Annotated in this window: 13 protein-coding genes; 10 read left to right on the forward strand and 3 right to left on the reverse strand. The window is 73.1% G+C overall.

Features of this window, described 5'->3' with window-relative positions; translation table 11 throughout:
* From AB0G35_RS36725 to AB0G35_RS36735, 3 genes are all read left to right on the forward strand, one after another.
* Positions 1–1,497, forward strand: a 1,497-nt coding sequence (locus AB0G35_RS36725) for a 1-deoxy-D-xylulose-5-phosphate synthase N-terminal domain-containing protein (RefSeq protein ID WP_360958982.1), incomplete at its 5' end; no start/stop codon positions are given.
* A complete protein-coding gene (locus tag AB0G35_RS36730) occupies positions 1,494–2,876 on the forward strand; it encodes an aspartate aminotransferase family protein (RefSeq protein ID WP_360958985.1) in 1,383 nt (460 codons plus the stop codon). The genes AB0G35_RS36725 and AB0G35_RS36730, both read left to right, overlap by 4 nt.
* Positions 2,877–2,931: 55 nt before the next feature.
* On the forward strand, positions 2,932–4,062 hold the full coding sequence (locus tag AB0G35_RS36735; protein ID WP_360959011.1) for a serpin family protein: 1,131 nt from the start codon (positions 2,932–2,934) through the stop codon (positions 4,060–4,062).
* Between the two features lie 15 nt (positions 4,063–4,077).
* Here AB0G35_RS36735 and AB0G35_RS36740 read toward each other — a convergent pair whose 3' ends face one another.
* Positions 4,078–4,887 carry a tyrosine-protein phosphatase gene (locus AB0G35_RS36740; protein WP_360958988.1) on the reverse strand — a complete coding sequence of 270 codons (810 nt, stop codon included), beginning with the start codon at positions 4,885–4,887 and terminating at the stop codon, positions 4,078–4,080.
* A 318-nt stretch (positions 4,888–5,205) separates the two neighbouring features.
* On the opposite strand from AB0G35_RS36740, the gene AB0G35_RS36745 reads away from it, so the two are divergent.
* Positions 5,206–5,982: an SGNH/GDSL hydrolase family protein gene (locus AB0G35_RS36745; protein ID WP_360959014.1), complete on the forward strand. Its 777-nt coding sequence runs from the start codon at positions 5,206–5,208 to the stop codon at positions 5,980–5,982.
* Positions 5,983–6,025: 43 nt separating this feature from the next.
* Here the strand turns inward: AB0G35_RS36745 and AB0G35_RS36750 are convergent, their stop codons facing one another.
* A complete protein-coding gene (locus tag AB0G35_RS36750) occupies positions 6,026–6,490 on the reverse strand; it encodes an ATP-binding protein (protein WP_360958991.1) in 465 nt (154 codons plus the stop codon).
* Positions 6,491–6,626: 136 nt separating this feature from the next.
* On the opposite strand from AB0G35_RS36750, the gene AB0G35_RS36755 reads away from it, so the two are divergent.
* The 3 genes from AB0G35_RS36755 to AB0G35_RS36765 are packed head-to-tail and all read left to right on the forward strand — an operon-like array spanning position 6,627 to position 8,684.
* Positions 6,627–7,493 carry a helix-turn-helix transcriptional regulator gene (locus tag AB0G35_RS36755; RefSeq protein WP_360958993.1) on the forward strand — a complete coding sequence of 289 codons (867 nt, stop codon included), beginning with the start codon at positions 6,627–6,629 and terminating at the stop codon, positions 7,491–7,493.
* Between the two features lie 7 nt (positions 7,494–7,500).
* Positions 7,501–7,782, forward strand: coding sequence for a DUF397 domain-containing protein (locus AB0G35_RS36760; protein ID WP_360958996.1), 282 nt, complete (start codon positions 7,501–7,503; stop codon positions 7,780–7,782).
* Positions 7,779–8,684, forward strand: coding sequence for an SAM-dependent methyltransferase (locus tag AB0G35_RS36765; protein WP_360958999.1), 906 nt, complete (start codon positions 7,779–7,781; stop codon positions 8,682–8,684). Before AB0G35_RS36760 ends, AB0G35_RS36765 begins: the two co-directional genes overlap by 4 nt.
* Here the strand turns inward: AB0G35_RS36765 and AB0G35_RS36770 are convergent.
* Complete coding sequence (locus AB0G35_RS36770; protein ID WP_360959002.1) at positions 8,657–9,631, reverse strand: PfkB family carbohydrate kinase; 975 nt, start codon at positions 9,629–9,631, stop codon at positions 8,657–8,659. The genes AB0G35_RS36765 and AB0G35_RS36770 overlap by 28 nt on opposite strands.
* A gap of 442 nt (positions 9,632–10,073) precedes the next feature.
* Here AB0G35_RS36770 and AB0G35_RS36775 point away from each other — a divergent pair, with 442 nt between their 5' ends.
* The 3 genes from AB0G35_RS36775 to AB0G35_RS36785 all read left to right on the forward strand — a co-directional run bounded on the left by AB0G35_RS36775 (position 10,074) and on the right by AB0G35_RS36785 (position 13,752).
* Entirely contained in the window at positions 10,074–11,480 is a 1,407-nt protein-coding gene (locus AB0G35_RS36775) for an FAD-dependent monooxygenase (RefSeq protein ID WP_360959005.1), read from the forward strand.
* Positions 11,481–11,546: 66 nt separating this feature from the next.
* Positions 11,547–12,422, forward strand: coding sequence for a GNAT family N-acetyltransferase (locus tag AB0G35_RS36780; RefSeq protein WP_360959008.1), 876 nt, complete (start codon positions 11,547–11,549; stop codon positions 12,420–12,422).
* A 151-nt stretch (positions 12,423–12,573) separates the two neighbouring features.
* Entirely contained in the window at positions 12,574–13,752 is a 1,179-nt protein-coding gene (locus AB0G35_RS36785; protein ID WP_360959017.1) for an MBL fold metallo-hydrolase, read from the forward strand.
* Positions 13,753–14,016 lie beyond the last annotated feature (264 nt).

Consider the following 14,016-nt stretch of genomic DNA (forward strand, 5'->3'; position numbering starts at 1 on the left):
AACCAGGTGCGCGGCACCAAGGACCACGTCGTCGCGGTGATCGGCGACGGCGCGCTGACCGGCGGCATGGCCTGGGAGGCGCTCAACAACATCGCCGCCGCCAAGGACCGCCCGCTGATCATCGTCGTGAACGACAACGAGCGCTCCTACGCGCCGACCATCGGCGGGCTGGCCAACCACCTCGCCACCCTGCGCACCACCGACGGCTACGAGCGTTTCCTGGCCCGCGGCAAGGACCTGCTGGAGCGCACCCCGGTCGTCGGCAAACCGCTCTACGGCACGCTGCACGGCGCCAAGAAGGGCCTGAAGGACTTCATCGCACCGCAGGGCATGTTCGAGGACCTGGGCCTGAAGTACCTCGGCCCGATCGACGGGCACGACATCGCGGCGGTCGAATCGGCGCTGCGCCGCGCCGCCGGATTCCACGGCCCGGTGCTGGTGCACTGCCTCACCGAGAAGGGCCGCGGCTACCGGCCCGCCCTGGAGGACGAGGCCGACCACTTCCACACCGTCGGCGTGATGGACCCGCTGACCTGTGCACCGGTCACCCCGCCCGGCGCGCCCTCCTGGACGTCCGTCTTCGGCGACGAAATGGTCCGCATCGGCGAGGAACGCGAGGACGTGGTCGCCCTCACGGCGGCGATGCTGCAGCCGGTCGGCCTGCAGAAGTTCGCCGAGGCGTTCCCGGACCGGGTCTGGGACGTGGGCATCGCCGAGCAGCACGCCGTGGTGTCCGCCGCCGGGCTCGCCACCGGCGGACTCCACCCGGTCGTCGCGGTCTATGCCACGTTCCTCAACCGCGCCTTCGACCAGGTCCTGATGGACGTCGCGCTGCACAAGTGCGGTGTCACCTTCGTCCTCGACCGGGCCGGGGTCACCGGCACGGACGGCGCCTCGCACAACGGCATGTGGGACCTCTCGGTGCTCGGCGTCGTCCCCGGTCTGCGGATCGCTGCCCCGCGCGACGCCGACCAGCTCCGCGCCCAGCTGCGCGAGGCCGTCGACGTGGACGACGCACCGACCGTGCTGCGTTTCCCCAAGGAATCGGTGGACGACCCGATTCCGGCCGTGGACCGGATCGGCGGGGTGGACGTCCTGCACCGGGCACCGCACCCGGACGTGCTGCTGGTCGCGGTCGGTGTGATGGCACCGGTCTGCCTGCGCGTCGCCGAACTCCTCGCGGCACGCGGTGTGGACGCCACCGTCATCGACCCGCGCTGGGTCAAGCCGGTCGACCCGGCCGTCCCTCAACTCGCCGCCGAGCACGCGCTGGTGGCCGTGGTCGAGGACAACAGCCGCACCGGCGGCGTCGGCTGGGCGGTCGGCCAGGCGCTGCGGGACGCGGACGTCGACGTCCCGCTGCGCACCTTCGGCATCCCCGAGGAGTTCCTGCCGCACGCCAAGCGGGCCGAGCTGCTGGCCGACCTGGGCCTGACCCCGGCCGAGATCGCCGGCCGGATCAGCGCCGCACTGGCCCGTAAGGAGAGCGTCTCGTGACCGGATTCGACCTCACCCAGCTGCTCGCGGAGCGCGGCGGCGAGCGCTACGACCTGCACACCCGCCATCTGAACCACCAGCTGCCGCGGATGCTGCACACCATCGGCTTCGACAAGGTCTACGAGCGGGCCGAGGGCGCGTACTTCTGGGACGCGGACGGCCAGGACTACCTCGACATGCTCGCCGGCTTCGGGGTGATGGGCCTGGGCCGGCACCACCCCGTCGTACGGAAGGCGCTGCACGACGTCCTCGACGCCCAGCTGCCCGACCTCACCCGCTTCGACTGCCAGCCGCTGCCCGGGCTCCTCGCCGAGAAGCTGCTCGGCCACGCCCCCCACCTGGACCGGGTCTTCTTCGGCAACAGCGGCACCGAGGCCGTGGAGACCGCGCTGAAGTTCGCCCGCTACGCGACCGGCAAGCCGCGGATCCTGTACTGCACCCACGCCTTCCACGGCCTGACCACCGGCTCCCTCTCCGTCAACGGCGAGGACGGCTTCCGTGACGGCTTCGCGCCGCTGCTGCCCGACACCGCCGTGCCGCTCGGCGATCTCGACGCGCTGGCAAGGGAGTTGAGGAAGGGCGACGTCGCCGCGCTGATCGTCGAGCCGATCCAGGGCAAGGGCGTGCACGAGGCGCCGCCTGGCCATCTGCGCGCCGCGCAGGAGTTGCTGCACCGGCACAAGGCCCTGCTGATCGCCGACGAGGTGCAGACCGGTCTCGGCCGCACCGGCGACTTCTTCGCCTACCAGCACGAGGACGGGGTGACACCGGACCTGGTGTGCGTGGCCAAGGCGCTCTCCGGCGGATACGTCCCGGTCGGCGCGACCCTCGGCAAGGACTGGATCTTCAGACGGGTCTACTCGTCCATGGACCGCGTGCTGGTGCACTCCGCCAGCTTCGGCTCCAACGCCCAGGCCATGGCGGCCGGTCTGGCGGTCCTCGCGGTGATGGAGGACGAACAGCTCGTCGCGCACGCCCGGCACACCGGCGAGCTGCTCCGCGGCCGGCTCGCCGAGCTGATCCCCAAGTACGAGCTGCTGCACGACGTACGCGGCCGCGGCCTGATGATCGGCATCGAGTTCGGCCGGCCCAGCTCGCTCGGGCTGCGCAGCCGCTGGACGATGCTGCAGGCGGCCCGCAAGGGGCTGTTCGCGCAGATGGTCGTGGTGCCGCTGCTGCAGCGGCACCGCATCCTCACCCAGGTCTCCGGCGACCACCTGGAGGTCATTAAGCTGATCCCGCCGCTGATCATCGGCGAGCGGGAGGTGGACCGGTTCGTCGACGCCTTCACGGCCGTCATGGACGACGCCCACAGCGGCGGCGGCCTGATGTGGGACTTCGGGCGGACGCTGGTCAAACAGGCGGTCGCCCACCGCTGACAGTGCTTTGGGGGACGCGATGGTGGCCGCGACGACGGTGCGGTCCGTGAACGGCATGACGGCCCGCTGGGCGCGGGAGGCGGTGGGGGAGGCCGGCACGGTCCTCACCGCGGCCGGTGTCTGGCCGCTGCTGGCGCTGCTCGCGGGCCCCGCGGCGGGCCCGGCCCGTACGGAGCTGGGCGAGGCGCTCGGCACGGACCCGGAGCGGGCGCCGTCGGAGGCCTGGGCGCTGCTCGGGGCGCTGGACGCGGCCGACGGCGTCGGTGCCGCGGCCGCGCTGTGGGCCCGGCGCACGCTGGCGCTACGCCCCGAGTGGCGGGACGGTCTGCCGCCCGGCACGCTCGGCGAGCTGACCGGCGCCGCGGCGGCCGACCAGGAGGCGCTGGACGCCTGGGCGCGGCAGCACACCGACGGGCTGATCGAGCGGATGCCGGTCGAGGCCACTGTGGACCTGCTGCTCGTCCTGGCCAGTGCGCTGCTGGTACGGACGACCTGGACGGAACCGTTCGGGGAGTTCCCGCTGCGGCTCACCGAAGGGCCCTGGGCGGGGCGCGAGGTGACCGCGCTGAGCCGTTCCGGGGCGGAGGCCGGGCAGCTCCGGGTGCACGGCACCCCGGCCGGCCCGCTGACCGACGTACGCGTCGAGGGCGACAACGGTCTGGACGTGCATCTGCTGCTCGGCGGGCCCGGCGTGCCGGGCGGCGAGGTCCTGTGGCACGGCGTCGAGGCGCTGGCCGGGCGGTACCCGGCGGTGCCCGGTCCGGCGCCGGCCGGCGGCGCCGGACCGGGGCTGCGGGTGACGACGGAGCCGAGTTACGACGGGGTGCCGCGCCTGGACCTCACGACCGTGCGGTTCACCGTCGACGCCGCGCACGATTTGCTGGGGCGGCCGGAGCTGTTCGGGCTGACCGCCGCGTCGGACGACTCCCGCGGGCACTTCCCGGGCATCAGCGACCACCCGCTCGCGGTGACGGCCGCCCGGCAGCAGGCCACCGCGACTTTCGGCGCGCTCGGCTTCCGGGCGGCGGCCGTCACGGTCATGCCGGTCGCCGCGGGCTCCGTGCCGCCGCCCCCGCCGTACGAGGCGCTGCGGATCACGGCCCGCTTCGACCGGCCCTTCGGGTTCCTCGCGGTGCACCAGGCGTCGGGGCTGGTGCTGACGGCGGGCTGGGTCGCCGAACCGTAGCGGCTCGTGGTCCGGTCAGTCGGTGAGCAGCGCCCCGCGCAGCCGCTCGCGGGTCTCGGGGGTCAGCTTCAGCCCCTCGGACAGGTACTTCTCCGTCGAGCCCCAGGTCCGCTCGATCGCGTCGTAGGCGGCCGCGAGGTAGTCGGTGTGCGCACCGAACAGCGGCGAGAGCAGCTCCATGACCTCCTGCGACATCCCGGCCGCGGAGCTGTCGGAGCGGCGGATCTTGTAGCGGCGGTGCGGGTCGTTGGACTTGAGGTAGTCGGCCTCGATGGCGTCCCGCTCCACCCCGACCGCCAGCAGGGTCACGGCCACGGACAGGCCCGCCCGGTCCTTGCCCGCCGCACAGTGCATCAGCGCGGGGACGCTGTCCTCGGCGAGCGCGTGCAGCACCCGGCTGTGGTCCTCGGTGCGGGTGGTGATGATGTGCCGGTACGTCGCGGCCATCCGGGCCGCGGCCTTGCCGTCGCCGAGCGCGGTGCGCAGCTGCTCCAGCTCCCCGTCGCGGACCATCGTCCAGAACTCGGCGCCGTCGGCCGGGTCGGTCAGCGGGATGTTCACGTTGCGCACACCGGGCAGCGCGACGTCGGGGCCCTCCAGCTTGATGTCCGAGGCATTGCGGAAGTCGAAGATGGTGTGCAGCCCGAGGCCGGCCAGGAACGCCGCGTCCTCCGCCGTGGCATGGGCGAGGTGGCCGCTGCGGAACAGTCTGCCCTCCCGCACGCGACGCCCGTCCACGGTCGGCAGGCCGCCCACGTCGCGGAAGTTGCGGACCTCCGCGAGCTCCGTCTGGGCCTGCGGGACCTGCGGCGTCTGCTGCGTCACGGGCGCTCCTCTGGGTCGGTCGCCGACGCTGCTCGTCGGCGAGTCGGGGCAGTCCCGACGATACGACATTGATGCAATAGGAAATCAGGCCGCAATCGGAGCGGCGCGGGGCGTGAGGAAGCACCCGAGAGCCAGGGGTGACCGATCCTTATTCCAACTTGAGCAGAATTTGACCTGGTGGCATTAATCACCCCTCGTCAACCCCTGGTTACGGTGGCGTAGGTCACTTCTGAAGGTGAAGTATGTCCTGACGTGGCAGACGATTCGAAGAACATCAACGGCGGCGCCCGGAGCGCCGCAGATGAGTCGAAGGACTTCATCACGGGCGCCAGCGGCGCCATCGGGTCGTACGCAGCCGTCGGGGACAGTTTCACAGAGGGGGTCGGGGATCCCGGCCCTGACGGGGTGTACATCGGTTGGGCGGACCGGCTCGCGGTCCTCCTCTCGGACCAACAGGCGGAAGGCGCCTTCCGCTACGCCAACCTCGCCGTCAGGGGGCGGCTGCTGGACCAGATCGTCGAGGAACAGGTCCCGCGGGCCAAGGAGCTCGCCCCCGACCTGGTGACGTTCTGCGCCGGCGGCAACGACATCCTCCGGCCGGGCTCCGACCCGGACGCGGTCGCCGAGCGCTACGAGGCGGCGGTGGCCGATCTGCGCTCCTCGGTCGGCACGGTCCTGCTCTGCACCGGCTTCGACACCCGCGGGGTCCCGGTGCTCGGCCTCCTGCGTGGCAAGATCGCCACGTACACGGCGCACGTCCGGGCCATCGCGGACCGGCACGGCTGCCCGGTGCTCGACCTGTGGTCGCTGAAGTCCGTACAGGACCGGCGGGCCTGGAGCGAGGACCGGCTGCATCTGTCGGCCGACGGCCACACCCGGGTGGCGCTGCGCGCCGCCCAGGTACTCGGCCTTCGGGTGCCGGCCGACCCGGACCAGCCCTGGCCGCCGGAGGCGGAGCGCTCGGCCGCCGAGGCGCGCCGGGACAACATCCACTGGGCGCGGGAACACCTGGTGCCGTGGATCGGGCGCCGGCTGCGTGGCGAGTCCTCCGGTGACCACGTCGAGCCCAAGCGGCCCGACCTGCTGCCGCTCTGAATCATCGACGAAGGCCCCGTCCGCCGACGGCGGAACGGGGCCTTCAGTGCGCCGGAGCGCTGGAGTACGGCAGGTCCGCCCAGACCACCCGGCCCCGCCCGCTGTCGGCCGGACGCGAGCCCCAGCCGTCGGAGAGCGCACCGACCAGGAACAGCCCCCGGCCGCACTCCTGGTCCGGGGTGCCCGGCTGGACCTTCGGCGCCGCACCCCCGGCGTCGCCCTCGTCCGTGATCTCTATGCGTATGTGCGCACCGATGAGGGCGATTTCACAGCCGACCTTCTCGCTGCCGGTGTGCCGAACGGCATTGGTGAACAGCTCGGAGACCACCAACTCCACGTCGTCGCGGACTTGTTGAGCCGCGCCCCACTCGACGAGCAGCGTCTGGACGCGCTTGCGCGCCTCGGGAACGGACGTGCGTCGCGCCGGCAAGTGGAACGCGTCCTGCGGGTGCTGGGCGACGAAGCCGCCGCAGCGCCCTAACGAGGGAGCGTTGTTGGAGGAAGCCACGCCGTAACTATGTGCGATGTCGGTCACCGATGGCAAGGATCACTCTGTAATTTGCAGAATCGTCAGTGCAGTCTGTTCGTCCTGATGACGGCATGACACACTGCTGAACACTGAAGTCAGTTGGAGGCGATCGGACGTGGCGGACCCACGGTCGGCAGGCGCACCGACCGTCCTGCGGGTGGTGCTCGGCAAGCGACTGCAGGACCTGCGCGAGAAGGCGGGACTCTCCTTCGAACAGGCCGCGGCGGCCCTCGACGTGACCCACGCCACCGTCCGGCGGATGGAGAAGGCCGAGGTCGGGCTCAAACTCCCCTACGTCGAGAAGCTGCTGGCGACCTACGGCGTCACCGACGAGGAGGAGATCGAGGGCTTCCTGGGCCTGGCCCGCGAGGCCAACAAGCCCGGCTGGTGGCACCGCTTCCGGGACGTCCTCCCCGAGTGGTTCAGCGCCTTCGTCAGCCTGGAGGGCGAGGCCAACCTCATCCGCGCCTACCAACCCCACTACGTCCCCGGCCTGTTGCAGACCGAGGACTACGCCACCGCCGTGCTCCGCGCCGGGATGCCGCACGCCTCCGGCGCGGAGATCGACCGCATCGTCGCCCTGCGCATGGAACGGCAGTCCCTGCTGACCCGCGACAACGCGCCGATGCTCTGGGTGGTCATGGACGAGACCGTCCTGCGGCGCCCGATCGGCGGACCCAAGGTGATGCGCGACCAGATCACCCGGCTCATGGAGGCCACCGCGCTGCCGAACGTCCGGCTGCAGGTGATGCCCTTCGCCGCCGGTCCGCACCCCGCCATGTACGGACCCTTCCACATCTTCCGTTTCCCGATCCCGGAACTCCCGGACATCGCCTACACGGAAAGCCTCGTCGGAGCCGTGTACTTCGACCAGCGCAACGACGTTTCGCAGTACCTGGAGGCCCTGGACCGGATGTGTGCGCAGGCCGCGCCGGCACACACCACCGAGGCCATTCTGGGTGGCTTTCGCAAGGAGATCTGAACCCCCCATGGATCGCATACGCATCTACAACGGCATGCCCGCCAAAGAACTGGGCACAGAGGGCTGGCACAAACCGTGGAGCGGCGGAAACGGTGGCGAGTGCGTCGAGGCCATGCGGCTGGGGGACGGCCGGATCGCCCTGCGCCAGTCCACCGACCCGGACGGCCCCGCCCTGATCTACACCCACCGCGAAATGGTCAGCTTCATCGAGGGCGCCAAGGCAGGCCACGCCGACTTCCTGCTCACCACCGCACCGGCCGGCCGGTGCACCGACCGGAGGCCGGCATGAGCGGGCAGCAACTCCCCCCGGAACTCCCGGACTTCGAGGTCCCGGAGATCGGTCCGTACGCCCCCGGCCCGGAGCACACCGGCTTCTCCGCCGAGGAGATCGACACCAGCCGGCCGCACCCGGCCCGGATGTACGACTACTACCTCGGCGGCTGGGACAACTACGAGGTCGACCGGGTGGCCGCCGAGCGCGTCATCGAGGTCCACCCCCAGGTACGGCTCAGCGCCCGCGCCAACCGCGCCTTCCTGCGGCGCGCGGTGCGCACCGTCGTCGACGCCGGCGTCCGCCAGCTCATCGACATCGGCACCGGCATCCCCACCTCGCCCAACACCCACGAAGTGGCCCGCGAGGCCGCCCCCGACTGCCGGGTCGTCTACGTCGACAACGACCCCATCGTCGCCACCCACGCCGGCGCCCGGCTCACCAACGCGGCCCGGACCGGCTTCGTGCTCGGCGACGTCCGCGCCCCCAAGGCCATCCTGGACGAGCCCGTGGTCCAAGAGCTGATCGACTTCGACGAACCCGTGGCGCTGCTGCTCGTCGCCGTCCTGCATTTCCTCCGGGACACCGAGGACCCGGCCGGCGTGATCGCCACCCTCGCCGAGGCGCTCCCCGCCGGCAGCCACCTCGTCCTGTCGCACGCCACCGGCGAACCCTACGAGGGCTACCCGGGCGGCCGCACCGACGAGGTCGCCCGGGCCGGGGTGGAGGACGTCTACAAGAGCGCCACCGCCAGCCTCAACCTGCGCTCCAAGGCCGGCATCGAGCCGCTCTTCGGGCCGTTCACCCTCCTCGACCCGGGCGTCGTACGCGTCCCGCTGTGGCGGCCGGACGGACCGGTGCCCGGCGCCGAGGAACTCAACAACACCATCTTCTACGGCGGGGTCGGCCGCAAGGACTGACCGGCCGGCTCCGCCGCCGCGGGCTCGGGCACCACACCGCGCAGGCCCTCCGGGCCGATCAGGGCGGTGTGGGTACCCGGCGCGGTGCACGCGTACGCCCCGGCGACCGCGCCCAGCCGTGCGCAGTCCTCCAGCGGCCGGCCCGCCAGCCGGCCATGGAGGAAACCGCAGACGAAGGCGTCGCCGGCTCCGTTGCTGTCCACGACCGGGCCCGGCGGCACCGCGGCCGGCACCGGCCGCGGCGTCCGGTCCTCGGGCGTGAGCAGATACGCGCCGCCCGCGCCGGCCGTCGCCACGACCGCCCGGGCCCGCCCCTGCCGCAGGATCTCCCGCATCACCTGCCCGATCCGCTCGCCCGCCCCGGCCGTGCTGAGGAACACCAGGTCCGAGCGGAACGCGAACTCCCGGTGGTGGTCCGTCAGACCGTCCCAGTCATGCAGGTCGGTGGAGACCGGAAGGCCCAGCGCCTCGATGTCGTCGTAGAGGAAGCGGGCGAAATGGGTGATCGACAGATGGACGTGCCGGGTCCGGCGCAGCACCGGCAGATAGTGCTCCGGCGGCATCCGCAGATCGAGCGGGTCACGCCCGTCGTAGAAGGACATCCGGCGGCCGTCGGGGGCGACGAGGTTGACCGCGCGCCGGGTGCCGTGCGGTGAGACCAGCGGCCGGAAGTCCACACCCGTGCCGGCCAGCCGCTCGCGGACCAGGGTCCCGGCATGGTCGTCACCGATGAAGTCCACGAAACCGGTGGTCAGTCCGAGCGCCGCGCAACCCAGCGCGACACCGGTTCCGGTATGGCCGGCCCATTCCCTGATGGGCGGGACCGGGTGGGAATCGGCGGGCGGCACGGGCAGCGCGCCGACCGGCACGATGGTGTCCACCCCCGACCCGCCCACCACGAGTACGTCATATGTGTCGTACGGCTCGGATACCTGCTGGAATGTCACAAGCGTCCCTGCATCCCTTGCTGGTGAGACGAATCCCTTGCTGGTGAGACCGTTTGCGGACCAGGTGCGTCCGCTGCCGGGAGTCTAGACGCAGCCCCGCCCGAAGCCGGGATGTCCGGGACGAGGGTGGCACAAGAGGGGAAACGACGCGCAAGACGCCCCGCCGGTGCACCGTGACCGGTGCGGAACGGGTGCGAGCGGGGCCCTGGCGGGCGGCTCCCGTACGATGCCGCGACGGCCCCGAATCCCCTCGCGGCAAAGGTGGTTGACATGGATGACGGCCGCACTGAAGTCTGAGCGACGGACATGATCAGGACCCGCGGGCGGTGCTCCGCTGCGGGCACGAGCGGGGCCGCGGCCGGGCCCGGCGAACGGGCCCCCGCACGGCGACAGAGCGGGCCGGGCGGCGGACGGAGCGGCCCGGCGGAGGAGCGAGGCAGGAATGGCAGAGCACTCCAACGGCGGGCGGACCGCGCTGGTGATCGGCGGCGGGCTCGCCGGCATGCTGGCCGCCACCGCCCTCACCGGCCACGTCGACACCGTCACCGTCGTCGAACGCGACCGCTACCCGGCGGGCCGCACCTTCCGCAAGGGCGTCCCCCAGGCGCGCCACCTGCACATCCTCCTCAGCGGCGGCCGGCGCGCGCTGGAGGAGTTGCTGCCCGGCACCGTCGCCGCGCTCACCGACGCGGGCGCCCGCAGCCTGTATCTGCCGCGCGATCTGCTCACCCGTACGCCCGCCGGCTGGCAGCGCCGGTTCGACGAGCGCCGCCATCCGACGCTCAGCGTCACCCGGCCGGTGCTGGACGCCGTGGTCCGCGAACGCGCCCTGGCGGCGGCCGCCGCTTCACCCACCCGCGTCGAGCTCCTGGAGGCGACCGAGGTCACCGGCCTCACCGGAAACGCCGACCGGATCACCGGGGTCCGCATCCGCCCCCGGGACGGCGTCGCCGGCGCGCGCGCCGAGCGGGAGCTGCCGGCCACCCTCGTCGTCGACGCCTCCGGCCGCGGCTCCCGCGCACCCCAGTGGTACGCCGCACTGGGCCGGCCCGCCCCCGAGGAGGAGACCGTCGACTCCGGCCTCGCCTACGCCACCCGGATGTACCGGCCCAAGGACCCGGACGCCGCGCCCGACGCGGGGGTCAACGTCCCCGGCTGGCCGGGCTGCCCGCGCGGTGCCGCCTACGTCCCCGTCGAGGACGGCAACTGGCTGCTGACGCTGTCCGGGGTGCGCGGACACCACCCGCCCACGGACCCGGCGGAGTTCACCGCCTTCACCGCCACCATCGGCGACCCCTACGTCCACGAACTGCTCGCGCGGGCCGAACCGCTCTCCGCGGTGCACGGCTTCCGCGACACCTGCAACCGCCGCCGGCGCTTCGAGCGCCCGGGCGCCCTGCCCGAGGGCCTGCTCGTCCTGGGGGACGCCGGCTGCACCTTCAACCCCGTGTACGGGCAGGGCATGTCGGTCGCCGCACTGGGCGCGCTGGCGGTGCGCGGCACGCTGACCGCCCGCGGCGGACTGCGGCCCGGCGTCGCCGCCGAGGCACAGCGCGCGGTGGCCCGCGCCGCCGAGACCGCCTGGCTCGCCGCGGTGGGCGCGGACCGCCCGTACGCCGCCGGCGACGGCGCCCGCGCGGGCCTCGGCGAGCGGCTCGCCACCTGGTACCTCGACCGGCTCACCGTACGCGCCGCCATCGACCCCGTGGTCGGCGCGGCCTTCCGGGACGTCTTCTGCCTCACCGCCCCGCCCGCCCGGCTGGTCGGCCCGCGGGTCCTGCTGCGCACGGTCCTGCTGCCCCGGCGCCCCGCGCTGCCCGCGCCGCCGGCGGCCGTCGAACCGCTCTGACGGGCCCCGGCGGCCCGGTACCGAAAACCGGCTGCACCGGGGGCCGCACGCCCGTCAAGCTGAGGCATGACGTGGACCACGACCCGGAACCCGGACGCGTTCGAGGCGGCCGCGGGGGAGTTCCTGCGCGCCCGGCCGGTGGCGCACACGGTGCTGCTGTCGGTGGCGTCCTCCCTGCGGACGCTCGGCCCCGACGCGTACGGGGACGACGCCCCGGCCTTCGGATGGTGGCGGCCGGACGGACAGCAGGAGACCGCGGCCGCATTCCTCTGGACACCGCCGCGCCCGGTGCTGCTCTCCCCGATGCCGGACGACGCGGCCGCCGCGCTGGCCGACGTCCTGGCGTGCGAGCGGCCCAGGCCCCCTGGAGTGAACGGCTGCCGGACCGCCGCCGAGGCGTTCGCCGCCGCCTGGCGGCGGCAGCACGGCGGAACACTCCGCACCGCCTCCCGCCGCCGCCTCTACCGGCTCGCGGAACTGACACCTCCGCACCCTGCACCACCCGGCGCCGCCCGCACCGCCACGCCCGCCGACCGGGAGCTCCTGCTCGACTGGTTCGCGGCCTTCGCCGCCGAGGTCGGCGGCCCGCCGCCGCGCGACACCCGTGCGCTCGACGACCGGATCGCGGACGGCCGCTGCCTGCTGTGGGAGGACCGGGGCCGCCCGGTCTCGATGGCCGGTATCACCCGCACCCTGGCCGGAACGGCCCGGGTCACCCCCGTCCACACCCCGCCCGAACTGCGCGGACGCGGTTTCGCCGGGGCGGTCACCGCCGCGGTGTCGGCCGCCGCCCGGTCCGCCGGAGCCCGGGAGGTGGTGCTGTTCACCGACCTCGCCAACGCCACCAGCAATGCGCTCTACCAGAGGCTCGGGTACCGGGCGGTGGAGGACCACGTCGTCCTGGAATACGACACCGAGGAGACGGCCGGTCGCGGAATGTGAGCCGCGGCCACGGCGTTGAGGGGGAGGCGCGAAGTGGCCGGGCGCGGCGGAACCCACCGGTCCCGTGGCCCGTTCACTTCGCGACCGCCCCGACCATGGAGGTGCCGTGCCCGGTTCCCGTTCCCGCCGTACCCGCCTGTCCGGTACCCGCCTGTCCGGTACCCGCCTGTCCGGTACCCGCCTGTCCGCGCTGCGTCCCGCAAGCTTCGGCGCCCGGCCCACCGGCGAGCGGCTGGCCAGGATACGAAGGTCACCGCAGTTCGTGGACGGCCAGTTCCGCAACCCGGTGCAGACCCGGCAGCTGCTCGTCGGCTCCGCGCTGCCGATGGCGCGCACCCAGCTGAACCGCGAGGGGCGGCTGCGCCGGGCCCCGGTCGGCCGGATTCCGGTGCACCGCACGACCGCCGCGGATCTTCGCGTTCCGCCCGCGTCCGGGCTGCGGCTGACGTGGCTGGGGCATTCGACCGTACTGGCGGAGATCGACGGGCGGCGGGTGCTCTTCGACCCGGTGTGGGGTGAGCGCTGTTCGCCGTTCGCCTGGGCGGGCCCGAAGCGGATGCACCCGATGCCCGTCGACCTGGCCGAGCTGGACCCGGTCGACGCCGTGGTGATCTCCCACGACCACTACGACCACCTCGACATGCCCACGATCCAGGCTCTGATCCGCACCGGTGCGGTCTTCGCCGTCCCGCTGGGGGTCGGCGCCGACCTGGAATTCTGGGGCGTGCCCGCGGAGCGGATCACCGAGCTGGACTGGCACGAGTCCACCCGCGTCGGCGACCTCACCCTCACCGCCACCCCGGCCCAGCACTTCTGCGGCCGAGGCCTGCGCGGTCCGCAGCACACCCTCTGGGCCTCCTGGGTCGTCGCCGGCCCCGAACACCGCATCTTCCACAGCGGCGACACCGGCTACTTCCCCGGCTTCGCGGAGATCGGCGCGGCGCACGGCCCGTTCGACGCCACGATGATCCAGATCGGCGCGTACAGCGAGTTCTGGCCCGACATCCACATGGACCCCGCCCAGGGCGTCCGGTCCCATCTGGACCTCCAGGGCGGCGCACCCACCGGCGTGATGCTGCCGATCCACTGGGGCACCTTCAACCTCGCCCCGCACCCCTGGGCCGAGCCGGCCGAATGGACGCTGAGCGCCGGCCGGAAGGCCGGGGTGACCACCGTCCACCCCAGGCCGGGCGAGCCGTTCGAGCCGGCCGATCCGCCGGCCGGCTATCCCTGGTGGCGGGCGATCGCGGTACCACCGGTCCACGGGTGGCCCGCCTGGCCGCCGGCGGCGTCGGCGCCCTTGGACGCGGATCTCGCTTCGCTGGACTGATGCGTACGTAGGTGGCTTTCCCGTCGCGGGGGCTTCTCGCCGTTCCGCTGCGCTTGGCGGTGCCTCGTACGTTGTCGGCTGTCCCGCCGTGGGGGTTTCTCGCCGTTCCGCTGCGCTTGGCGGTGCCGCGTACGTTGTCGGCTGTCCCGCCGTGGGGTTTCTCGGCGTTGCTCCCCCACTGCCTGAAGGGCGTGGGAGGTGCCCCCAGCGGCGGGCTGGGGTTGTTGTGGGTGCGGTGACGGTCCTGCGGGGCCGGTTGTGTGG

Source organism: Streptomyces sp. NPDC021749, assembly GCF_040640655.1.
GTDB lineage: Bacteria > Actinomycetota > Actinomycetes > Streptomycetales > Streptomycetaceae > Streptomyces.

Bases quoted from the DNA above. Each gene is read 5' to 3' on its own strand.
- AB0G35_RS36760 (WP_360958996.1), top strand. From the start codon at position 7,501: ATGGATCGCATACGCATCTACAACGGCATGCCCGCCAAAGAACTGGGC.
- AB0G35_RS36780 (WP_360959008.1), top strand. From the start codon at position 11,547: ATGACGTGGACCACGACCCGGAACCCGGACGCGTTCGAGGCGGCCGCG.
- AB0G35_RS36735 (WP_360959011.1), top strand. From the start codon at position 2,932: ATGACGGCCCGCTGGGCGCGGGAGGCGGTGGGGGAGGCCGGCACGGTC.
- AB0G35_RS36775 (WP_360959005.1), top strand. From the start codon at position 10,074: ATGGCAGAGCACTCCAACGGCGGGCGGACCGCGCTGGTGATCGGCGGC.
- AB0G35_RS36765 (WP_360958999.1), top strand. From the start codon at position 7,779: ATGAGCGGGCAGCAACTCCCCCCGGAACTCCCGGACTTCGAGGTCCCG.